Raw genomic sequence first — 20,102 nt, 5'->3', positions numbered from 1 at the left:
GCGGACGGCCGGCTGCAACCGGGCGGCGGGGCGGCGGGGCGGCGGCGCTTCCGCCGCCCCGCCAAAGGGGCTCAGCCGCAGATGCCGCGGGCGTAGTCGTAGGTCGCCGTCGCCTGCGAGTACTGCCACTGCGGGGCCAGCAGGCCGGTGTTCAACTGCTCCGCGGCCTTGGCGTCCTCGACGATGTAGCCGAAGTCCTGGAGGTAGGCCGGGTAGAGGTTCTTGGAGCCGATGAAGAACGCCGAGCCGTCGACCGAGACCAGCTTGTGGTGCAGCGCGTACGGGTGGCCGTCGGCCCAGGTGGGGGTCGGGGCGGCGCGGAACGAGGCGAGCTGGAGGTTCTGGCACATCGCCGTGCGCGCGCTCCCGCTGCTGCCGGTCAGGGTGGTCAGGTGGTTCAGCAGCGCGTCGCTGACCTCGTTGAGCGACTTGATCTGCGAGTAGCCGCCGCTGCCGACCCGGCCGCGGTTGGCGGGGTCGCTGACCACGATCCGGACCTTGACGCCGGCCGCGAGCTTGGCGGCCAGGGTGTCGTACAGCTTGACGTCGTAGCGCGGCATCGGCGGGCAGGTGCCGTTCAGGTCCTGCTGGGAGATCTCGATGTGGCCGGTCGCGCTCGCGATGAGGGTGCGCAGCGCGCTCTCCTCGGGGTTGACGGTGGCGTAGCCGCGGTCGGTGTTGGTGTAGTCGTGCACGCCGATCGGCCCGCAGCTGACGGCCGGGGAGGTGGCCGGGGTGAACCGGTGGCCGGAGGAAGGGTCCGTGTCCCGGATGCCGACGCCGAGGCCGCCGACCGCGATGACCGGGGTGCTGCCGGTCGCGGCGGCGGGTGCCGGGTTGGCGTCCTGTTCCAGGGTGGGGTTGCAGGCGGCGCCGTGGGAGGAGGCGAACCAGGCGGCGGAGAGCGGGCCGGTGTTGCGGCAGGTCCAGTCCCAGAGCGTGTCCAGGTAGCGCCCGGCGGTGGTCGCGGCCGGGCCGGTCAGCGCGAGGTCGACGTCCGACACCGGGTGCGTGGTGTCGAGGTAGTCGTCCTTCCAGTTGTTGATGCCGCCGGTGATCACCCGCTGTCCGTCCACCACCAGGAGCTTGGAGTGGTTCCAGGAGAACGCCGTCTTGGCGGTGGTCATCGACGCGACGGTGAGCGTGATCCGGTCGGCCGCGTCGCCGAGCCTGCCGACCAGTTCGTCGCGGTAGCGGGTGGGCAGCGCGGTGACGTTGAGGAGCGGGGCCGCGCCGACCAGGATCCGCACCTGGAGGTGGTTGCCCTTGGCCGCGGCGGACTTGAGCCCGGCCACGATGGCGTCCTCGAAGGCGCCGTTCGGGAACGGCGCGAGGGTGGAGATGTCGACCGTGCGGGTGGCGCTGCCGATCGTGTCGGTCATCCGGGCCAGCAGCTGCCGGGTGCCGGGCCGGTCGGTGCACTTCGGGTCGCCCCAGCAGGCGGGCGTCTGGAGCAGCCAGCCGGCCGGGTCGTCGGCGGGTGCGTCGAGGGCGTTGCCGGCGGTCCGCTGCCAGACCGTGCCCTCCAGGCCGGGGGAGACCTCACGCAGGGCCTGTTCCACGGCGTCGAGGTGCGGGGTCGGGCTGCTCTCAACGCCCCCCGGCGGTACGGGTGTTGCGGGGTCGGCGAAGGCCGGGGCGGTCGGCATGGCGGCGAGGACGGCGGTGGCGAGCGCGAGCGACGCCGCTCGGAGGAGACGGTGGGACTGCTTGTGGAGCAAGGACGTACCTTCGGGACAGAGGGCGGAGTTTGATGATTGTTCATACGATAACCGCCAAAAATTACCCGCACGTCACCTGTGTCTCCATCAGATCCCCGCAGAGGGACGCCGCGTCAGTGGGCGGTCCCCTCCGGGGTGCGCAGGTCGGTGGGGCGGGTCGAGGCCGTGAGCAGGGCGCGCACGGCGTGGGCGGCCGTGGCGGCGGGCAGGGAGGGCTGAGCCCGGTCGAGGACCTGTTCGGGCAGCGCGGGCAGGTGGACGAAGCCGCCGCGGGTGGGGGGGCGTTCGGTGGCGATCAGGTGCATCAGCGCGTAGAAGACGTGGTTGCAGACGAACGTCCCGGCGCTGTGGGACAGGGAGGCCGGCAAGCCGGCCTCCCGGACGGCGGCCACGCACGCCTTCACCGGCAGCGCGGCGAAGTAGGCGGCGGGGCCGCCGGGGACGACGGGCCGGTCCACCGGCTGCCGACCCGCGTTGTCCGGGATGCGCGCGTCGTCGACGTTGACGGCGATGCGCTCGACGCCGACGTCCGGGCGGCCGGTCGCCTGGCCGAGGCAGAGCACCACGTCCGGGTCGCTGCCGCGCACCGCCGTCCGCAGTTCCTCGGCCGCCCGCCCGAAGACGCAGCTCAGCCGGACGGGGGTGACCTCCATCCCCGCGGGCGGCTGCTCGGCGACGAGGCGGGCGACCTCCCAGGACGGGTTGAGGGCGGCGCCGTCGAACGGCTCGAAGCCGGTGAGCAGGACCCGGGTCATGGGCGGGCGGAGCCTTCCTGTGAGGTGGAGAGGTCAGAACGCGAACAGCGACATGATGGCGATGTTGCACACCAACAGGACGCCAGCGGTGGGCAGTTGGGCCTTGATCGGCCCGTACTGGTCCTTGAGTTCGAGCAGGGTGGCCGGGACCAGGTTGAAGTTGGCGGCCATCGGGGTGGCGAGGGTGCCGCAGAAGCCGGCCAGCATGCCCACGGCCAGGACGACCGCCGGGTTGCCGTGCAACTGGGTGATCAGGACGGGCCAGCCGATGGCGGCGGTCATGACGGGGAACGCGGCGAAGGCGTTGCCCATGATGACGGTGAACAGGGCCATGCCGAGGCAGTAGAGCGCCACCGCCGCGTAGGTGTTGCCGTCCGGCAGGAAGTGCGTGGTGATCCGGCCGACCTGGGTGCCGACCCCGGAGGCCTGGAAGATCGTGCCGAGCACGGCGAGGAGTTGGGGCAGCAGCAGCGCCCAGCCGATGGCCTCCACCAGTGAGCGGCCGGCGTGCAGGGCGGTGACGGGCCTGCGCTCGCGGGTGAGGAGGTGAGCGACGGCCAGGGCGACGAGCGTGCCGATGCCGAGCCCGAGCAGCGCCTCGCTGCCGGACTGGAGCAGCAGGCCGCTGCCCAGGTGCACGTCCTTGAGGAGGGTGGCGCAGGTCAGCGCGACCAGCGGCAGGGTGAGCGCGGGGACGAACAGCCGGCTGCCGAGACGGGCGGCGGAGGCGGCCCGCTGCTCGGGGGTGGTGGTCGTGGGCGTGCCGCGCCCGGTGAAGCCGAGGCCGCCCAGGCAGATCATGGCGAGCACGGCCGCACCCAGGGGCGCGGCGGGCGCGCTCTTGTCGGCGACCCACGTGCCGTAGACGAAGCTCGCGCCGAACAGGCCCCAGAAGGCGGCGCTGCCGAACCGCTTGGGGTTGCTGCGGTCGGCCGCCATCTGCACGGCCATCGCGAGGAAGACGGCGCCGACGAGCCAGTACAGCCATTCGACCTTGATCACTTGCTGTCCTCCGCGGTGAGGGTGGCGGCGGCGGTGCGGGCGCCGGCGGGGGCGTCGGCGGGGCGGCCGGACGCGGTGGCCAGGTCCCGGGCGAGGACGGTGTCCAGCCGCAGCAGCCGCAGGCCGTGGACGAGGGTGGCGCAGACCGCGGTGGGGACGGCCCACAGCGCGAGCTGCACCGGCTCCAGGCTGGTGTGGTAGGTCGCGTTGACGAAGCCGGTGATCAGGAGGATCGAGCCGACGGCGAGGAAGCAGTCCTCGCCGAAGAACAGGCCGACGTTGTCGGCGCTCGCGGCGAAGGAGCGCAGCCGTTCGCGGGCCTTCTCCGTCAGGGTGCCGTGGCGGCGCTCGACCGCGGCCTCCGCCATCGGCGCGATCATCGGCCGCACCGCCTGGGGATGCCCGCCGAGCGCGGTGAGCCCGAGGGCGGCGCCGAGCTGACGGATCACCAGGTAGCAGGCGAGCAGGCGGCCGGCGCTGACCTTCGCGAGCCGGTTCATCAGGGTGCGGGCCTGCTCCTGCAGGCCGTGGCGCTCCAGGAGGCCGATGACCGGCAGGGTGACGGCGAAGAGGGTCACCGAGCGGCTGGAGGCGAAGCCCGTCCCGAACGTCTCCAGGACCTTCACCGGGCTCAGCCCGCCCAGCAGGCCGGTGACGATGCCGGCCGCGCCGACGACGAGGAGCGGATTTCGCCGGGTGGCGAATCCGGCCACCACGATGAGGATGCCGACAAGAACGATCATGTGGCTGGTCGCCTTTCGGAGGGGTCCACGCCGGGTGCGCGGTCGTCTGCGACGCCACGGGCGCGGGAGGTCCCGGCCGGTGGGCCGCGACCTCGCGGGGGGTTGCCGAGAGGTTAGGGGATTGTGGAACAATCCGACAAGAGTTCAGGAGCGGCTCCGTACGAGCGGAACGCGGCGGCAGGAGGCAGGACTTGACCGGGGTTTTCGACGCACTCGCGGCCGACCGGGGCCGGCTCGAACGCGCCAGCGCCGCCCAGCGGGTGGCCGAAGTGCTGCGCGAGCACATCACCGAGGGCCGACTCGCCTCCGGAACGCGGCTGTCGGAGGAGGCGCTGGGCGAGGCGCTCGCGGTCTCGCGCAACACCCTCCGGGAGGCGTTCCGGCAGCTGGCCGACCAGCGCCTGGTCGTCCACGAGCTGAACCGCGGGGTGTTCGTCCGGGTCCTCGAACCGGAGGACGTCGCCGACATCTACACGCTGCGCCTGGCCCTGGAGATGGCCGGGGTGCGCGCGCTGCGCAGCGCGGCGCCGGAGCGCCTGGCCGCCGTGCGGGCCGCGCTCGCGCGGGCGGAGGCGGCCGAACTGCTCGGTGACTGGGCCGCGGTGGGCACCGCCGACCTGCACTTCCACCAGGCCGTCGCCGGGCTGGCCGGCAGCGGGAGGATCGACGAGTGCATGACCCGGCTGATGGCGGAACTGCGGCTGGCCTTCGCCGCCGTCCCCTCCCCGCGCGCGCTCCACGAACCGTTCCTGGGGCGCAACCAGACGCTCGCGGGGCTGCTGGAGTCGGGCGAGATCGACGACGCCGAGGTCGAGTTGACCAGGTACCTGGACGACGCGCGCGCGATGATCGTCCGCGCCATGGCCGAGCGCGGGCAGGCCCCGGGAGCCGGGCGGTGACGGACGGACGGGCGGAGCCCGCGGCCGTACCGGAACCGGTGATCGACCTGAACGCCGACCTCGGCGAGGGCTTCGGCCGCTGGACGCTCACCGACGACGCGGCCCTGCTGTCGGTGGTCACCAGCGCCAACGTCGCCTGCGGCTTCCACGCCGGGGACCCGTCCACCATGCGACGGGTGTGCGCGCTGGCCGCCGAGCGCGGGGTGCGGATCGGCGCGCAGGTCTCCTACCGGGACCTGGCCGGCTTCGGGCGGCGGGCGATGGACGTCCCCCCGGACGAGCTGGCCGACGAAATCGCCTACCAGATAGGGGCGTTGCAGGTGTTCGCGCAGGCCGCCGGCGCCAAGGTCGGCTACGTCAAACCGCACGGCGCGCTCTACAACCGCACGGTGCACGACGAGGAACAGGCGGCGGCCGTGGTCCGTGGCGTCCGGCTCGCTCTGCCCGGAACACCGTCGCCGGTGCTCGGGCTGCCCGGCTCTCGACTGCACGAGGCGGCCCGGCGGGCCGGACTGCCGGTCGTCGCCGAGGCGTTCGGCGACCGCGCCTACACCCCGGAGGGCACGCTGCTCTCCCGCCGGGAACCGGGTGCGGTCGTCCACGACCCCGACGCCGTGGTCCGCCGCTCGGTCGGCATCGCCCGCGACGGCCTGCTCGCCGCCCACACCGGCGAGCGGATCCGCCTGCGCGCCCGCTCGCTGTGCCTGCACGGCGACACCCCCGGGGCGGCGGACCTCGCCCGCCGCGTCCGGACGGCGCTGCGCGCGGCCGGGGTGCGCGTCGAGGCGTTCGCATGAGAGTGCTGCGGGTCGGCCCGCACGCCCTGCTGGTCGAACTCGCCGACGCCGACCGGACCGCCGCCTTCCACGCCGAACTCCTGCGCAGGCGCGCGGTGTTCGGGCTGCCGCCGGTGGACGAGATCGTCCCGGCCGAGCGGACCGTGCTGCTCGACGGGGTGGCCGACCCGCGTGCCCTGGCCACCGAACTGGCCACCTGGCGGGTGCCGCCCGCCCCGGAGCGGCTCGGCCCGGTGGTGACCGTCCCCGTCCGCTACGACGGCGCGGACCTCGCGGAGGTCGCCGCGCTCTGGGGCGTCGCGGAGGACGCCGTCGCGCGCATCCACTCCGCGACCGAATTCCGCGTCGCCTTCAGCGGGTTCGCCCCCGGCTTCGGCTACCTCACCGGCCTCGCCGAGCGGTACCACGTCCCGCGCCGGGCCGTGCCCCGCAGCGCCGTGCCGGCCGGCGCGGTCGCCCTGGCCGGCCCGTACACCGGCGTCTATCCGCGCTCGTCCCCGGGCGGCTGGCAGCTGATCGGCCGCACCGAGGCCCCGCTGTGGGACGCCGCGCGCGAGCCGGCCGCCCTGTTCGCCCCGGGGACGCGGGTGCGGTTCGTCATCGAGGAAGCGTGATCGAGGAAGCGTGTATCGAAGAAGCATGATCGAGGAAGCATGATCGGGGGAGCCGTGACAGGGGAACCGGCGAGCGGCGGACCAGCGACCGTCACCGTCGTCAGCGCGGGTCTGCTGACCACCGTCCAGGACCTCGGCCGGCCGGGCCACGCCCACCTGGGCGTGCCGCGCTCCGGTGCGCTCGACCGGCCGGCCCACCTGCTGGCCAACCGGCTGGTCGGCAACCCGGCCGGGGCGGCCGCCCTGGAGACCACGGTGCTCGGCTGTGCGGTCCGGGTCGACCGGCCGGTCACGGTGGCCGTGGCCGGGGCGCCGTGCGCCGTCCGGGTCGACGGCCAGCCCGCCGCCTGGGGCGCCCCGGTCCGGCTGCCCGCCGGCGCGCGGCTCGACCTCGGCCCCGCGACCCGGGGGGTGCGCAGCTACCTCGCCTTCGCGGGCGGGGTCGCCGCCGCCCCGGTCCTCGGCAGCCGCTCGACCGACCTGCTCTCCGGCCTCGGCCCCGCGCCGCTGTCCGCCGGGGACCGCCTGGCGCTCGGGGCCCCGGCCGGCCCGCCGGCCGGGGCGGACGTGCTGCCCTGGGCCGCCCCGCCCGCCCGGCTGGTCCTCCCGCTCGTGCTCGGCCCGCGTGACGACTGGTTCACCGCCAGGGCCCTCGACGCCCTGGCACGCTCCGTCTACCACGTCTCGACGACCAGCAACCGGATCGGCCTGCGCCTGGACGGCCCGCCGCTGGAGCGCGCCGCCGAGGGCGAACTGCCCAGCGAGGGCATGGTGCTGGGCGCCGTCCAGGTGCCGCCGTCCGGCCGTCCGGTGGTCTTCCTCGCCGACCACCCGACCACCGGCGGCTACCCCGTCATCGGCGTGGTCCCCGCCGCCGCCCTCCCCGCCGCCGCCCAGGCCGCCCCGGGGACCCCGGTCCGCTTCACCCCCGTCCGCCTGCGCTGACGGACCCGTCCCACGCGTCGTCGATCGACCGGATACTCCGCGCGGGTGGGCGACCTCGGCGGCGTCCCCGCGGCCGCGCTCGTCGTGGGGCCCCGCTCATGATCGCCGGGACGGTGCCGAGAGTCGAAATGGACAAAGTAGGATGACTCAACTCCCGCGCTACGCGCGAAGAGTTCCATGTATGTCCCATTTGACCGATTCATCTCCCGCTTCACACGCACGGAGTCACCCTCATGGACAACCTGTCCACCGTCGACGCAGACGGCGCGATAGAGACACGCGGCATCGAACCCGTCCCCGACCACGAGCGCGGGGGCAGAGTCCGCGAGCTCTTCCCGACCTGGGTCGCGGCGAACATCAGCGTCCTGCTGCTCACCATGGGCGCCGCCCTGGTGGTGTTCAACCACTTGAACTTCTGGCAGGTCCTGGTCGTCGCCGCGTGCGCCGCGCTCGTCTCGTTCGGGCTGGTCGGCGTGCTGTCGGTCTCCGGGAAGTGGGGCGGGGCGCCGGGCGCGACCCTGTCCCGGGCCACCTTCGGCGTGCGCGGGAACCTCTTCCCCGGTGCGATCCTCTGGATCGCCCGGTTCGGCTGGGAGACGATCAACGCCGTCACCGGCGCCTACGCCGTGCTGACCGTCCTCGACCTGGTCTTCGGCGTCAAGAGCAACACCGCGCTGATCGTGGTCACCCTCTTCGCCTTCGTCGCCTGCACCTTCCTGGTCTCCGGTATGGGCCGCAAGGCGCTGAACGTCTGCAACACCTGGTCGACGTACCTCTTCGGGATCTTCAGCGTCCTGGTGCTGGGCTACCTGATCGCGACCATGCGGTGGAGCGAGGTCTTCGCCAAGCCCGCGGGCACCACGGCGATGATGATCGCCGGCGTCGGGACCATCGCCGCCGGTGGCATCAGCTGGGTCCCCACCGGCCCGGACTTCGCCCGCTACCTGCCGCACGCCGCCTCCGGCCGGAAGATCGTCGGCGTGACGGTCTCCGGTGCCGGCATCGTCATGGTGCCGATGGTGCTGATGGGCGCCGTGATGGCGGTGGCCTCGCCCGGCCTCGCGGATGCCGCGGACCCGGTCTCCTTCCTCGGTGACCTGCTGCCGACCTGGCTGGCCGTGCCCTACCTGCTGACCGCGATCGTGGGCATGCTGCTGATCAACAGCCTCTCCATGTACTCGGCCGGCTTCACCGCGCAGACCATGGGCGTTCGGCTGCCGCGCGCCCTGGCCGTCAGCATCAACGCCGTGATCTCGCTGGTCGGCGGCCTGCTGCTGATGCTGGTCGCCAAGAGCTTCCTGGGCTCCTTCATCACCTTCCTGATCCTGCTCGCGGTCTCCTTCTCGGCCTGGATCGGCGTCTACGCGGTGGACATGTACCGTCGCCGCTCGCGCGCGGTGCGCTACGACCCCGCCGCGCTGATGGACACCAGCAGGAACAGCCGCTACTGGTACGTGGGCGGCTTCTGCTGGCAGGCGATGGTGTCCTGGGTCCTGGCGCTGCTGATCGGGCTCGCCTTCACCAAGTGCGACTGGTTCGCCGGCCCGCTCTCCGGCACTCCGGTCGGCCGGTACGGGCTCGCCTGGGCGGCGACCATCGTGATCTCCGGCGTGATCATGGCCGTGCTCCCCACCCCCCGGGAGAACACCCCCGCCACCCCGGAGACCGAGCGGACCGAGCGGACCGAACGGGCCGCCGCCACCGTCTGACCGCACGACGCCTCTTCCGGACCGCCCGGTCGCCGACTCACCCGAGCCGGCGACCGGGCGGTCCCGTTACCGCCCCCGGCGGCGATCCGTCGACGGCTCTCGTCCGGTGGCCGGTGCGGCAGCAGCGGCTTCGCAGGATCGGCCGCCCGTCCCCTCCCGGCAGCGCGCGGCACGTCATTGCGCGAACTCGCCGGCCCCACCCTCCTCTCCCGGCCACGTGCCCCTCGGCGCCCGTCCGGCGCGGTCGGCGGTCCGGCTGTCACTCCACGTCGGAGCGGGCAGGAGGCGGACTCCGGTCGACGATTCGTCCGCCCGGTCCCGGAACCGCTCGCGACACGCCAGAACAACACGCCCCACGCCGCTCGGAAACTCCGGACGGGAATGGCCGAGAACAAATGAGAGCGAGGGCTGTTCGATTGACCCCAAGAAAGGCGGTCCGGATACTGATCGGGTACGACGCAACGGAAACTCGTTGCGCAGCGGACTCCGATTCAACGTTTCATCAGACTGGGGAGAATCCATGATCTCGAAAGCGAAGAAGGCCGCGAGCTCGCTGGCCGTGGCCTTCGCCGCGGCGGCCACGCTCACCGTGGCCGTGCCGTCCGGCAACGCGTTCGCCATCGACCACGTCCAGTGCGACGGGAGCCGCAACGACTTCCTGAAGATCTGGTCGCACCTCGACGGCCGGGACAGCGTCGACTGCTACGCGAACGCGGGGTCGATCGGCTTCGGCGGGCGGTGGGTCGACCGGATCTCCACGGGGAACAACGACCTGGTCTACAGCGACGCCAACGGCGACTCGGTGAGGATCAACCGCTGGACCGACATCACGTTCCCGAACCGCCCGCCGAAGGTGAACTCCATCCGGATCCTCTGACGAATCGGCGGGGCGGGCCTCGAACGGAAATTCGTTCGGCCGTATTGCCGTGAGTTCCGCACCACTTGGGTCGCCGACGAATTTCCGTGACCCGAATCGGCTCCGCCCCGCTTCGCCGGTGCCGGTCACGCCCTCCGGGTGTGACCGGCACCGGCATGTGGTGCCGCGGCGCGCGAACTACCCCTGGGTCGGCATGCTCAGCGAGCGGTGCCGTAGACGCGAATCTTTCGCGTTAAGCAGTTGCGCTGGGCGCATGAGTGAGCGAGCGAGCACGCGGCCCGGCGGGCGCAGTGCGCGGGTTCAGCAGTCGGTGCAGGGGCGGGGGCGCTCACCGTGCCGGCGCTCGCCGCGCGGGCGGGGGGCGGCGCCCCCGGCCCCTAAAGGCTAAGTAGTTGCGTTTATCGGCGAGGCGCCCCCGGCGCCCGCTATCTCACCAGCCGCACCGAACACCGGCTGCTCGCCGAGCCTGCCGCCGAGCTGCCGGCGACCGCGGCCTGACGGTCCGCCGTACGACCGCCCTTTCCCCGGCCCCCGAAAGGCCCGCCATGCCCGTGCCCGCCACGCCTGTGGTCGATCCCCCCTTCAGCATCCTGTCCGAGGACTTCGCCGCCGACCCCTACCGCTACTTCGCCGGACTGCGCGAGCAGGCGCCGGTCCACTACGAGCCGGCGCTCGACAGCTGGTTCCTCTCCCGGTACGAGGACGTGCGGCGGGTACTGACGGACCACCGGGCCTTCACCACCGAGACGCTCCAGGTCCGCGCCGAGCCGGTGATGCGCGGGCCGGTGCTGGCGCAGATGGCCGGGGCCGAGCACACCGCCAAGCGGAAGATCGTCGTCCGGGGCTTCACCGGGCCGGCCCTGGAGCAGCAGGTCCGCGCCGTCCGCGCCAACGCCGCCGAACTCCTCGCGCCGTTCCTGCCACGGGGACGGATGGACCTCGTCAACGACTTCGGCAAGCCCTTCGCCGTCCGGGCCACCCTCGATGTCCTGGGGCTGGACGAGCAGGACGCCGAGCCGATCACCGAATGGCTCGGCGGCGTCAGCGAGTTCATCACCAGCCTCGCCCTCACCCCGGAACGCCGCCGCCACTGCCTGGACTGCGCCGAGCAGTTGGAGGCCCACCTCCGGCCCGTCATCGAGCAGCGGCGCCGCCGCCCCGGCGGGGACCTGATATCGCAGCTGTGCACGGCCGGGTCCGGCGGCACCGGCACGGGCACCGCGATGAGCACCCGCGAGGTCACCGCGCTGATCATCAACGTCCTGGTCGCCGCCGTCGAACCCGCCGACAAGACCCTCGCCCAGCTCCTCAAGCAGCTGATCGAGCACCCGGAGCAACTGGCGCAGGTCCGGCGGGACCCGGCCCTGCTGCCGGCCGCGATCGCCGAGACCCTGCGCCGCACCCCGCCGGTGCAGCTGATCCCGCGCCAGGTGGAGCGGGACGCCGTGTTCGCCGGCACCCCCGTCCCCGCCGGCGCCACCGTCTTCTGCATGATCGGCGCGGCGAACCGCGACCCGGCGGCGTTCACCGACCCGGACGCCTTCGACATCCACCGCCCCGACCTGGGCACCGCCCGCTCCTTCACGGCCGCCGCCCAGCACCTGGCCTTCGGCGCCGGACTGCACCAGTGCGCCGGGGCGGCCTTCGCCCGCGCGGAGCTGGAGACGGTGGCCGCGCTGCTGCTCCCGCTGCTCGACGGGGTCCGCCTCGCCCCCGGCTTCCGCTACCGGGAGAGCGGGCTGTACACCCGCGGCCCCGTCGCGCTTCCCCTGGAGTTCACGCCCGTCCGCGCGACAGACGGCACGTTCCGGCACCTTGGTTAGGATCGCGCCACCGGTACTTGGGGGAAGGGAGCCGCGATGGTGTCCGTCGGGGAGCGGCTGAGCAGTGCGCGGGTCCAGGCCTTCATAGGCCGGGACGAGGAACTCGACCGCTTCGCCCGGGCGCTGACCGGGGATCCACAGGCGCCCTTCGCCTTCTACCTGTACGGGCCCGGCGGCATCGGGAAGTCCACCCTGCTGCGGCGCCTGGCGGACCACGCCCGCGCGGCGGGACGGCTGCTGGTCGAGCTCGACGGCCGCTTCGTCGGCCGGGACCCGGCCGACTTCGAGCGGGCGGCCGGCCCCTTCCTCGACGTCCCCGGCACGGTCCTGTTCCTGGACTCCTTCGAGCACTGCCAGTGGCTGGAGGGCTGGCTCTGGCACCGCTTCCTGCCCCGCGCCGCGGACGGCGCCCTGGTCGTCCTCGGCGGCCGGCTCGCGCCGCAGCCGCAGTGGACCGCCGACCCGGCCTGGGCCGGCCTGCTGCACGTGGCCGAACTGGAGCCGTTCTCCGAGGAGCAGGCCCGCACCCTGCTGGCCACCGCGCAGATCCGCCCCGAGATGCGGGAGCTGGTGCTGCGCTTCGCCGGCGGCAACCCACTGGCCCTGTCCCTCGCCGCGGCCGCGGGCTCGACCGGCTGGAGCTACGACCAGACCTGGGCCCCCTCGGCCGACGTGCTGCGGACCCTGCTGGTGGGCCTGATCGGCGAGGTGCCGTCGGCCGCCCACCGCCGCGCCCTGGAGGTGGCGGCCCAGGCCTACTCGACCTCCGAGGAACTGCTCGCCGCGGTGCTGCCCGACCACGACGCCCACCTGCTCTTCGCCTGGCTCCGCGAGCTGCCCTTCATGGAGGCCACCCACCGCGGCCTGCACCCGCACGACGCCGCCCGCGAGACGCTCGCCGCCGACCTGCGCTGGCGCGCCCCCAACGCCTTCGTCGCGATGCGCAAGCGGCTGGCCGAGGAGTACCTGCGCCTGCTGCGCGAGGCCCCCGAGGAGCGGGTCTGGACCGTCACCGACGAACTCTTCTACCTCTTCCGGGACGGGCAGATCGTCGCCCGGCTGCGCACCTGGTCCCGCGAGGACGAGGTGCACGACCGTCCGCTGCACCCGGACGACCTCGGCACGGTGCTGCGCATGGCCGCGGAGACCGAGGGCCCCGAGTCAGCGGCGCTGGTCCACTACTGGGCACAGCGCCAGCCGCAGGCCTTCAGCGTCTACCGCCTGGTGAGCACCGGCCGGATCGTCGCGTTCACCGCCCGGCTCGCGCTGCCGGCCCCGCCCGACCCCGAGGACCTGGCCACGGACCCCGTCGTGGCGGCCGCCTGGGCGCACACCGACGCCACCGCGCCGGTCGGACCGGGCGAACACATCGGCATCAGCCGCTTCACCGTCTACCCCGAGCGGTACCAGGTGCCCTCGCGCGTCATCGACCTGAGCAGCTCGCGGGCCCAGGCCGAGTCCGCCCGCGCCCGCGGCCGCGCCTTCGGCTTCGCGGTGTGGCGGGACGCCGAGGCCTGGGCGGCCCGGGTCAAGGGCAGCCTCGCCGACACCGGCGCGCGGCCGCGGGTCGGCGAGCACACGTACGGGGTGTTCGGCGTCGACTGGCGCCAGGTGCCCGTCGAGACCTGGCTGCGCCACTTCATCGCGTCCACCGAGGTGCCGACCCCGTCCGGGCCCTCGGGCTTCTCGCGCACCGCGTTCGACCGGGCCGTCCGCGAGGCCCTGCCGCACTGGCGCGACCCGGCCGCGTTCGCCGCCTGCGCCCTGGCCCGCACCCGGCTGGCGGCCGACTTCGCCGACCCCGCCGAGGAGTTGCGGACTCTGCTGCGCCGGAGCGTGGACGACCTCGCCCGTGACCCGCGCGGGGTGCGCGCCCGCGAGGCCCTGACGGCGGGCTACTTCTCCGGCGCCCCCACGCAGGAGGCCGCCGCCCGGCGCCTCGGCCTGCCGTACGGCACGTACCGGCGCCACCTGCGCCAGGGCCTGGACCTGCTCTGCGAGTCGCTGTGGCAGCAGGAGTTGCGCGGGCCGTACGGGGAGCAGTAGGGCCGGCCGACACCGCACCGCCGCCGCGCCGCACCGCCGCCGCCCGGGCGAGCGGGGGCTCGTCCGGGCGGCGCGGTCGGGCAGCGCGATCGGGGCAGGCGTCAGGCCGCGGCGCCGTCCGGGGCCGGGTCGGGGATCCAGGAGCCGTGCAGTCCGGCCGCCACCCGGTGCGGCAGGTGGACGGTGGCGACCCGGTCGAGTCCGGAGGCGTCGATGACCAGCAGCTGCGAGGCGTCCTGCTTGAGGTCGGAGACCACGGTGAGCAGGTAGCCGTCGTCCTCGCGGGTGGCGCCGGCCGCGGGGACGAAGACCGCCTCGCTCGGCATCCGGGCGTCGCCGGCCCGGTGGATCCGGCGGGCGCCGGTGGTGCGGTCGTACTTGACGATGCCGTAGCCGCCGAAGCCCTGCTCGTCGGGGAAGGAGACGGCGTACTGGTAGCGGTTCTCGGCGCCCAGGTACGCCTCGTTGAGGGTCGGGAACTCCACCGGCAGGTCGTCGATGATCTGCTCGTCGACCGTGCCGGCCGTGGCGTCGATGACCCAGCGGCGGGTGTAGGAGCGCGAGACGGGCTCGCTGCCGCGGCCGGGCGCGCCGATCCACCAGTTCCAGGAGAGGCGGAAGCCCTCGCGGTCCACGGTCGGACCCTCCAGGACGATGCGGCCCCGGCCGTCCTCGTAGGCGTTGGAGACGTGCAGCATGTTGCCCGGCTCGATGGTGAACCAGCGGACCTGCGGGGCACCGTGGGGTCCGCGCGGCAGCACGCCGATGCGGGCGGGCTGCTGGTCGCTCCAGCCGTACGGGATGCCGGAGCGGTCGTTCGGGTCGAAGCTGACGTTGCCCTCGACGAAGACCACGTGGTGGCGGGTGAGGGCGAAGTCGTGCTTGAGGGCGGCACTCGCCCCGGGGACCTCGGCGGTGTGGACGATCCCGCCCTTGGCGTCGGCGACGTGGTAGGTCAGGAACGGCGGGACGGGCGAGGAGCCGAAGAAGTGCAGTTCCCCGGTGAGCGGGTCCTCCTTGGGGTGCGCGGTCATCGCGGTGCGCAGCTTGCCGGCGAAGTCGTAGGCGCCGACGGTCTCCAGCTCCTCGGTGAGCTCGAAGGGCAGGTTGGCCTCGCACAGGGCCAGCAGGCGGCCCGCGTGCTCGATGACGTGGGTGCCGGCGGCGCTGGCGGTCAGGTCGGGGCCGTGCTCGGTCATGTACGGCGCGCCGTCCAGGGCGGGGGTGCGCACCCAGCGGTTGCGGTACCACTCGGCGCGGCCCCCGCCCAGCCGGATCCCGTGGACCATGCCGCTGCCCTTGAACCAGTGGGTGGGGGTGACTCCGGGCTTGGGGTTGTGGCCGTTGCGCAGCAGTCGGCCGGTCAGCTCGGGCGGCAGCGTGCCCTCGACGGTGAGTTCGGTGGCGACGACCTCGTCGGCCACGGGGGTGAAGTGGCCGGTCAGGTAGGGCTTTGCGGCAGTCATGGGGAGGAACCTCTTTCGGGGAGACGTGGGGTGGCGGCGGTGAGGTGTCGTCACGGGGTCCAGTCGGCCGGCAGGCCGGACTGGGCGAGGACGGCGTTGAGGCTGTAGTAGTCCTGGTCGGAGGCGATCCGGTCGTGGTCGTCCAGGTCGAGCAGGGTTGCCATCGGGACGGCGAACGGCTTGGGGGCGCCCTTGAGGTGCCCGGCGTAGACGGCCTCGACGGTGATGTGGCCGCCGTCGCGGTGGGCCGCGCGCACCGTGACGTGCACGTCGTCGATCACCGCGTCGGCGCGGGCCTTCCAGCCGGCGATCTCCTGGCGGCCGTGGAAGACCACGCCCACGGCCTGGTCGGTGTAGGTGCCCTCGGCGTCGAACAGGGCGCCGAGCGCCTGCGGGTCGGTGCCGTTCCAGGCGGCGGCCCAGGCGGCGACGACCTTCGGCAGGCAGTGTTCGGCGGGCTGCGCGGAGGCGGCGGTGCCGGTGCCGAGCACGGCGCAGACGGCGGCGGCGCCGACCAGGGCGGTCGCGGCACGGGGTGAGCGGGACATGGTGGTGGGGCTCCTTGGGGTGAGGGCGGATCGTGCTTGGTGAGTTGGGTGTCGGTGGGTCGGGTGTTGGTGGGTCGGGTGTTGGTGGGTCGGGTGTCGGTGGGTCGGGTGTCGGTGGGTCGGGTCTCGTGGTGAGGCCGTCGAGCGGGCTCAGCCGGTGCGGGGGAGCCGTCGCGGTCGTGGAGCGGAGGCCCGGCCGGCGGCAGGAGCGGTTGCGGTCGTCGTCCGCGGGCCGGTGCAGCGGGCCAGGACCACCGCGAGGAGGGCCGTTGCGGCCAGGACGGCGGCCGAGGCCGTGAAGGCGGACCGGTAGCCGGCGGTGAGGGCCGCCAGGTGGGCCTGGTGCGTCGCCGCGCGGGCGGTGACCGAGCCGGCCAGCCCGGCCAGGGCGGCCAGGCCGATCGCGCCGCCGACCTGGCGGGTGGTGTTCACCAGTCCGCCGGCCAGGCCCGTGTCCTGGGGCGGCAGGCCCTCCATGGCGAACGCGGTGAGCTGGACGAAGGCGATGCTCAGCCCGAGGCCGACCAGGACGCTCGGGCCCAGCACGTCGGCCAGGTAGCTCCCGTCGGCGCGGATCCGGGACAGCCACAGCAGGCCGGCGGCCTCGGTGAGCAGCGCCGCGGTCACCGTCGCGGTCGCGCCGATCCGCCGGGAGAGCCGCGGGGCGAGCGTGGAGCCGAGCATGTTGGCTGCGGCGAGCGGGAGTTGGCCGACTCCGGTGGCCAACGGGCCGGAGCCGAGCACCTGTTGCTGGTAGAGCGGCAGGAAGAAGAACAGCGCGATCCACACGGATCCCAGCAGGGCCATCAACAGGTTCCCCGCGGCCACCCGGCCGGTGCGCAGCAGCCGCGGCGGCACCAGCGCGTCCGGCCGGCGGCGCTCGATCACGGCGAAGGCCGCGAGCAGGACGGCCGCGGCGCCGAGCGCGCCCAGCACCCGGTCGTCGGTCCAGCCGGCGCCGCGCGCGGTGGTCAGGCCCCAGACCAGGCAGGTCAGGGCGAGGGTGACGGTCACGGTGCCCGGCAGGTCGAACCGCCCGGCCGCGCGGCCGCCGGTCCGCGGGCCGCAGGGGCGCGCGGAGTCCGTCCGCGGGACGAGGGCCGGCAGCGCGAACAGCACCAGCGCGGCCCCGATCGCGACGGTGTGGAAGATCCACGGCCAGCCCCAGGCCTGGGTCAGCGCCCCGCCCAGCAGGACGCCGCACGCCCCGCCCGCACCGGAGACCGCGCCCCACACCCCCAGCGCCCGGCCGCGCCCGGGGCCGGGCGGGAACAGGTCCACGGCCAGGGCCAGTGCCGCCGGGGCGATCGCGGCGGCGCCGAGGCCCTGGAGCACCCGGGCCGCGATCAGCACCCCGGACGAGCCGGCCAGTCCCGCCACCGCCGAGCCCGCCGCGAACAGCCCGAGACCCCAGCCCAGCACCCGGCGGCGACCGAGCAGGTCGCCCGCCCGTCCGCCCGCCAGCAGCAGCGCACCGAACACCAGGCCGTACGCGTTGACCACCCAGGTGGTGCCGCTCTCCGACAGGCCGACCCCGGCGCGGATCTGCGGCAGCGCGACATTGACGATCGAGGTGGCGAGCATGACGGTGAACTGCGCCGCGGCGAGCACCGCGAGCGCAACCGCCTGTCTGTGTGGGAGGTTCATGCCGCACAGCCTGGGCCGGGGCGCTGTCCACTCTCCAGGTCATGCCGGTGCGGACACTGTCCACTCCTGTCCGCGACTGTCCACCCGCTCGCACAGATGCGTGCTCGACGCGCGTATATCGTGCCGGAACGTGAATCCCCATGAGACTTCCATGACCGCCACCGCCACTCGCACCGACGTCGCCGCCGCCCTCACCGACCTGCTCTTCACCCCCGGTCTGGACCTGGCCGAGGCCGTCGACCGGCACTTCGCCCCCGACTACCGCCAGCGCACCGACGGCCGCTGGGACGACCGGGAGGAGTTCACGGCCCACATCGCCCACCTGCGCACGATCGTCGCCGGCGGCGAGATCCAGGTCCTGGAGGAGCTCGTTCAGGGCGACCTCTACGCGGAGCGCCACATCGTCGACGTCCACAAGACCGACGGCTCCTCCGTGCGCATGGAGGTCTACCTCTTCGGCGAGTTCGCCCCGGACGGCCGGTTCCGGCGCATCGAGGAGACCACCCTCATGCTCCAGGGTTCCGACGCCGACCGGAACCTCGGCAGCGCCCGCTGATCCGGCGTCCGACGCTGTCCGGCCCGCGAGTGCTGGAGCGGCGGGGGCCGGCCCGCCGGACCCACGGCGGGGCGTACGCGGTGGAGAGCGCGGCCTCCTCGACGGCCTTGCGGCCCTTGGCCGCAGCTCGACCACGGCACCTCGACCACGGCACCTCGACTCCGCCGATCAAGCGGCTGGAGGCGGCCGGCCCGGTGAGCCGCGAGCGGCGGCCGGACGACGAGCGCGCCGCCCTGGTCAGCCCGACCGGGCGCGCCGCCCTGGCGTGGGCCGGGCACTCCGGGCCAGGGCGTGTTCGATTCCCGCCGCGATCGGGGAGACGATGGGGCCGGCCTCCCGGGCGGTTGCCGTCAGTTGGTGACGGTCAGGACGAGCTTGCCGCGGGTGCGGCCGGCCTCGCCGCGGGCGTGGGCCGCGCCGGCCTGCTCCAGCGGGAAGGTCTGTTCCACCTCGACGGCGACCTCGCCGCCGTCGATCAGCCCCGCGATCGTCGTCAGCGCCGTGCCGTCCGGCTCGACCAGGAACGGGGTCACCCGCACGCCGGCCGCCTCGGCGGCCTGCGCCAGCTCCGGGGAGACGCCCTGCGGGATCGCGACCAGCAGGCCGCCGGGGCGCAGCACCTTCAGCGAGCGGGTGCTGGTGCTGTCGTGGGCGTCGCCGACCAGGTCGATCACGACGTCGACATCGGCGACGGCCTCCTCGAAGCGGGTGGTGGTGTAGTCGATGGCCTCGTCGGCGCCGAGCTCCTTGAGCCAGGGGTGGCGGGCGGCGCTGGCGGTGGCGATCACGTGGGCGCCCAGGTGGCGGGCGAACTGCACCGCGAAGTGGCCGACCCCGCCGGCCGCGGCGGTGATCAGCACCCGCTGGCCGGCCTGCACCTGAGCGGTGTCGACGACGGCCTGCCAGGCGGTCAGCGCCGCGAGCGGCACGGCGGCGGCATGCACGTGATCGAGGGTGGCGGGCTTGCGGGCCCACTGGCGGGCCGGCGCGGTGACGTACTCCGCGTAGGCGTTCGCGACCCGCGGGAACCACGGCATGCCGTACACCTCGTCGCCGACCTTCAGCGTGGTCACGCCGAAGCCGACCTCGGCCACCACGCCGGACACGTCCCAGCCGAGGGTGAACGGCGGCTCGCCCAGCAGCCCGGCCATGCCGGAGCCGCCGCGGGTCTTCCAGTCCACCGGGTTGATCCCGGCCGCGTGCACCCGCACCAGCACCTCGGTGGGCAGCGGCACCGGGCGTGCCACTTGCTCGACCCGCAGCACCTCCGGGCCGCCGAAGGTGTCCTGGACCACCGCGCGCATCATGTCTGCGGACATGCGTCATCTCCTGAAACAGCGTTCTGAGGAGGGCCGTTGGCGGCCTTCCCTTGACGCTGGCGACGCTATCCCCGGGGGTATGGTTACCTGCAAGGTCCATTACTTCCCTTTGGGAAGTGCCCTGATGAGGAGCTTGCACGTGGCGACCAGCTGCCCGAGCGGGCAACACCCGCACCACGACGTCTACACCGCCCAGTGCCCCTGCCGCGCCCTGCTCGACCTGCTCGCCAACAAGTGGTCGGCCCTCGCCATCGGCGCCCTCGAAGAGGGTCCCCAGCGGTTCGGCGAACTCCAGCGCAGGCTCCAGGGCGTCAGCCCCAAGGTGCTCACCCAGACCCTGCGCCGCCTGGAGGACGTCGGCATCCTCGACCGGACCGTGTACCCCGCCGTACCCCTGCACGTCGAGTACGCGCTCACCGACCTTGGCCGCAGCGCCGCCGTCCCCCTCAACCACCTGCGCAGCTGGGTCGAGGACAACCTCGACCACGCCTTCCGCGCGGAGTCGGTCGCGGGTTAGCGGGCAGCAGCCCGAGCGGCTGACCGGGGCCAGTCACACGATGGACGGGGCGGTCCCCGGGCCCAGCCTCCTGAGGAGCTTGACCCGCGGGGAGCTGTCAGAACTGATGGTCGAACAC

At 73.8% G+C, this 20,102-nt stretch carries 18 protein-coding genes; 10 read left to right on the top strand and 8 right to left on the bottom strand.

Annotated features, from left to right (window positions below; translation table 11 throughout):
- Nucleotides 1-71: 71 nt before the first annotated feature.
- The 4 genes from VM95_RS01080 to VM95_RS01065 form a co-directional block, all read right to left on the bottom strand.
- On the bottom strand, nucleotides 72-1,721 hold the full coding sequence (locus tag VM95_RS01080) for a phospholipase D-like domain-containing protein (RefSeq protein ID WP_045691989.1): 1,650 nt from the start codon (nucleotides 1,719-1,721) through the stop codon (nucleotides 72-74).
- Nucleotides 1,722-1,834: 113 nt separating this feature from the next.
- Nucleotides 1,835-2,476 (bottom strand): pyroglutamyl-peptidase I, encoded by a 642-nt coding sequence (pcp, locus tag VM95_RS01075; RefSeq protein ID WP_045691988.1) that lies wholly within the window; start codon nucleotides 2,474-2,476, stop codon nucleotides 1,835-1,837.
- A 33-nt stretch (nucleotides 2,477-2,509) separates the two neighbouring features.
- The gene (locus tag VM95_RS01070) at nucleotides 2,510-3,478 is read right to left on the bottom strand and encodes a DUF979 domain-containing protein (protein WP_045691987.1); all 969 of its coding nucleotides are present in this window, start codon (nucleotides 3,476-3,478) and stop codon (nucleotides 2,510-2,512) included.
- Entirely contained in the window at nucleotides 3,475-4,221 is a 747-nt protein-coding gene (locus tag VM95_RS01065; protein WP_045691986.1) for a DUF969 domain-containing protein, read from the bottom strand. The genes VM95_RS01070 and VM95_RS01065 overlap by 4 nt, the downstream gene beginning before the upstream one ends.
- A 191-nt stretch (nucleotides 4,222-4,412) precedes the next feature.
- Between VM95_RS01065 and VM95_RS01060 the strand changes: the two genes are divergently transcribed.
- From VM95_RS01060 to VM95_RS01025, 8 genes are all read left to right on the top strand, one after another.
- Nucleotides 4,413-5,120: a GntR family transcriptional regulator gene (locus tag VM95_RS01060; RefSeq protein WP_045691985.1), complete on the top strand. Its 708-nt coding sequence runs from the start codon at nucleotides 4,413-4,415 to the stop codon at nucleotides 5,118-5,120.
- Nucleotides 5,117-5,917, top strand: coding sequence for a LamB/YcsF family protein (locus VM95_RS01055; protein WP_045691984.1), 801 nt, complete (start codon nucleotides 5,117-5,119; stop codon nucleotides 5,915-5,917). Before VM95_RS01060 ends, VM95_RS01055 begins: the two co-directional genes overlap by 4 nt.
- Complete coding sequence (locus tag VM95_RS01050; RefSeq protein WP_045691983.1) at nucleotides 5,914-6,531, top strand: 5-oxoprolinase subunit B family protein; 618 nt, start codon at nucleotides 5,914-5,916, stop codon at nucleotides 6,529-6,531. Before VM95_RS01055 ends, VM95_RS01050 begins: the two co-directional genes overlap by 4 nt.
- 39 nt (nucleotides 6,532-6,570) lie before the next feature.
- Nucleotides 6,571-7,476, top strand: a complete 906-nt coding sequence (locus VM95_RS01045; protein ID WP_045691982.1) for a 5-oxoprolinase subunit C family protein — start codon at nucleotides 6,571-6,573, stop codon at nucleotides 7,474-7,476.
- Between the two features lie 233 nt (nucleotides 7,477-7,709).
- A complete protein-coding gene (locus tag VM95_RS01040; protein WP_045691981.1) occupies nucleotides 7,710-9,185 on the top strand; it encodes a purine-cytosine permease family protein in 1,476 nt (491 codons plus the stop codon).
- A gap of 520 nt (nucleotides 9,186-9,705) precedes the next feature.
- A complete protein-coding gene (locus VM95_RS01035) occupies nucleotides 9,706-10,062 on the top strand; it encodes a beta/gamma crystallin domain-containing protein (protein ID WP_045691980.1) in 357 nt (118 codons plus the stop codon).
- 551 nt (nucleotides 10,063-10,613) lie between these two features.
- Nucleotides 10,614-11,885 carry a cytochrome P450, cyclodipeptide synthase-associated gene (locus VM95_RS01030; RefSeq protein WP_244178564.1) on the top strand — a complete coding sequence of 424 codons (1,272 nt, stop codon included), beginning with the start codon at nucleotides 10,614-10,616 and terminating at the stop codon, nucleotides 11,883-11,885.
- Nucleotides 11,886-11,921: 36 nt separating this feature from the next.
- Complete coding sequence (locus VM95_RS01025) at nucleotides 11,922-13,931, top strand: ATP-binding protein (RefSeq protein ID WP_045691978.1); 2,010 nt, start codon at nucleotides 11,922-11,924, stop codon at nucleotides 13,929-13,931.
- 101 nt (nucleotides 13,932-14,032) lie between these two features.
- Here the strand turns inward: VM95_RS01025 and VM95_RS01020 are convergent, their stop codons facing one another.
- The 3 genes from VM95_RS01020 to VM95_RS01010 all read right to left on the bottom strand — a co-directional run bounded on the left by VM95_RS01020 (nucleotide 14,033) and on the right by VM95_RS01010 (nucleotide 17,592).
- Entirely contained in the window at nucleotides 14,033-15,397 is a 1,365-nt protein-coding gene (locus VM95_RS01020) for a carotenoid oxygenase family protein (RefSeq protein ID WP_045691977.1), read from the bottom strand.
- A 50-nt stretch (nucleotides 15,398-15,447) separates the two neighbouring features.
- Nucleotides 15,448-15,945 (bottom strand): nuclear transport factor 2 family protein, encoded by a 498-nt coding sequence (locus VM95_RS01015; RefSeq protein WP_078859493.1) that lies wholly within the window; start codon nucleotides 15,943-15,945, stop codon nucleotides 15,448-15,450.
- 150 nt (nucleotides 15,946-16,095) lie between these two features.
- Nucleotides 16,096-17,592, bottom strand: a complete 1,497-nt coding sequence (locus VM95_RS01010; RefSeq protein ID WP_045691976.1) for an MFS transporter — start codon at nucleotides 17,590-17,592, stop codon at nucleotides 16,096-16,098.
- A 151-nt stretch (nucleotides 17,593-17,743) separates the two neighbouring features.
- On the opposite strand from VM95_RS01010, the gene VM95_RS01005 reads away from it, so the two are divergent.
- Entirely contained in the window at nucleotides 17,744-18,148 is a 405-nt protein-coding gene (locus VM95_RS01005; RefSeq protein WP_045691975.1) for a nuclear transport factor 2 family protein, read from the top strand.
- Between the two features lie 350 nt (nucleotides 18,149-18,498).
- Here the strand turns inward: VM95_RS01005 and VM95_RS01000 are convergent, their stop codons facing one another.
- A complete protein-coding gene (locus VM95_RS01000) occupies nucleotides 18,499-19,467 on the bottom strand; it encodes an NADP-dependent oxidoreductase (RefSeq protein WP_045691974.1) in 969 nt (322 codons plus the stop codon).
- Nucleotides 19,468-19,591: 124 nt separating this feature from the next.
- On the opposite strand from VM95_RS01000, the gene VM95_RS00995 reads away from it, so the two are divergent.
- On the top strand, nucleotides 19,592-19,984 hold the full coding sequence (locus tag VM95_RS00995) for a winged helix-turn-helix transcriptional regulator (protein WP_244178563.1): 393 nt from the start codon (nucleotides 19,592-19,594) through the stop codon (nucleotides 19,982-19,984).
- The last annotated feature ends 118 nt before the right edge of the window (nucleotides 19,985-20,102 follow it).

Source organism: Streptomyces rubellomurinus (genome assembly GCF_000961885.1).
Classification (GTDB): domain Bacteria; phylum Actinomycetota; class Actinomycetes; order Streptomycetales; family Streptomycetaceae; genus Kitasatospora; species Kitasatospora rubellomurina.
The sequence above is the reverse complement of the archived record's forward strand: the minus strand, read 5'-3'. Positions and strand labels throughout refer to the sequence as shown.

What these genes read in the sequence shown, in the direction of transcription:
- pcp (WP_045691988.1), bottom strand. Translation starts at nt 2,476, where the DNA reads ATGACCCGGGTCCTGCTCACCGGCTTCGAGCCGTTCGACGGCGCCGCC.
- VM95_RS01065 (WP_045691986.1), bottom strand. Translation starts at nt 4,221, where the DNA reads ATGATCGTTCTTGTCGGCATCCTCATCGTGGTGGCCGGATTCGCCACC.
- VM95_RS01050 (WP_045691983.1), top strand. Translation starts at nt 5,914, where the DNA reads ATGAGAGTGCTGCGGGTCGGCCCGCACGCCCTGCTGGTCGAACTCGCC.
- VM95_RS01045 (WP_045691982.1), top strand. Translation starts at nt 6,571, where the DNA reads ATGATCGGGGGAGCCGTGACAGGGGAACCGGCGAGCGGCGGACCAGCG.
- VM95_RS01040 (WP_045691981.1), top strand. Translation starts at nt 7,710, where the DNA reads ATGGACAACCTGTCCACCGTCGACGCAGACGGCGCGATAGAGACACGC.
- VM95_RS01035 (WP_045691980.1), top strand. Translation starts at nt 9,706, where the DNA reads ATGATCTCGAAAGCGAAGAAGGCCGCGAGCTCGCTGGCCGTGGCCTTC.
- VM95_RS01025 (WP_045691978.1), top strand. Translation starts at nt 11,922, where the DNA reads ATGGTGTCCGTCGGGGAGCGGCTGAGCAGTGCGCGGGTCCAGGCCTTC.
- VM95_RS01020 (WP_045691977.1), bottom strand. Translation starts at nt 15,397, where the DNA reads ATGACTGCCGCAAAGCCCTACCTGACCGGCCACTTCACCCCCGTGGCC.
- VM95_RS01015 (WP_078859493.1), bottom strand. Translation starts at nt 15,945, where the DNA reads ATGTCCCGCTCACCCCGTGCCGCGACCGCCCTGGTCGGCGCCGCCGCC.
- VM95_RS01010 (WP_045691976.1), bottom strand. Translation starts at nt 17,592, where the DNA reads ATGAACCTCCCACACAGACAGGCGGTTGCGCTCGCGGTGCTCGCCGCG.
- VM95_RS01005 (WP_045691975.1), top strand. Translation starts at nt 17,744, where the DNA reads ATGACCGCCACCGCCACTCGCACCGACGTCGCCGCCGCCCTCACCGAC.
- VM95_RS01000 (WP_045691974.1), bottom strand. Translation starts at nt 19,467, where the DNA reads ATGTCCGCAGACATGATGCGCGCGGTGGTCCAGGACACCTTCGGCGGC.
- VM95_RS00995 (WP_244178563.1), top strand. Translation starts at nt 19,592, where the DNA reads ATGAGGAGCTTGCACGTGGCGACCAGCTGCCCGAGCGGGCAACACCCG.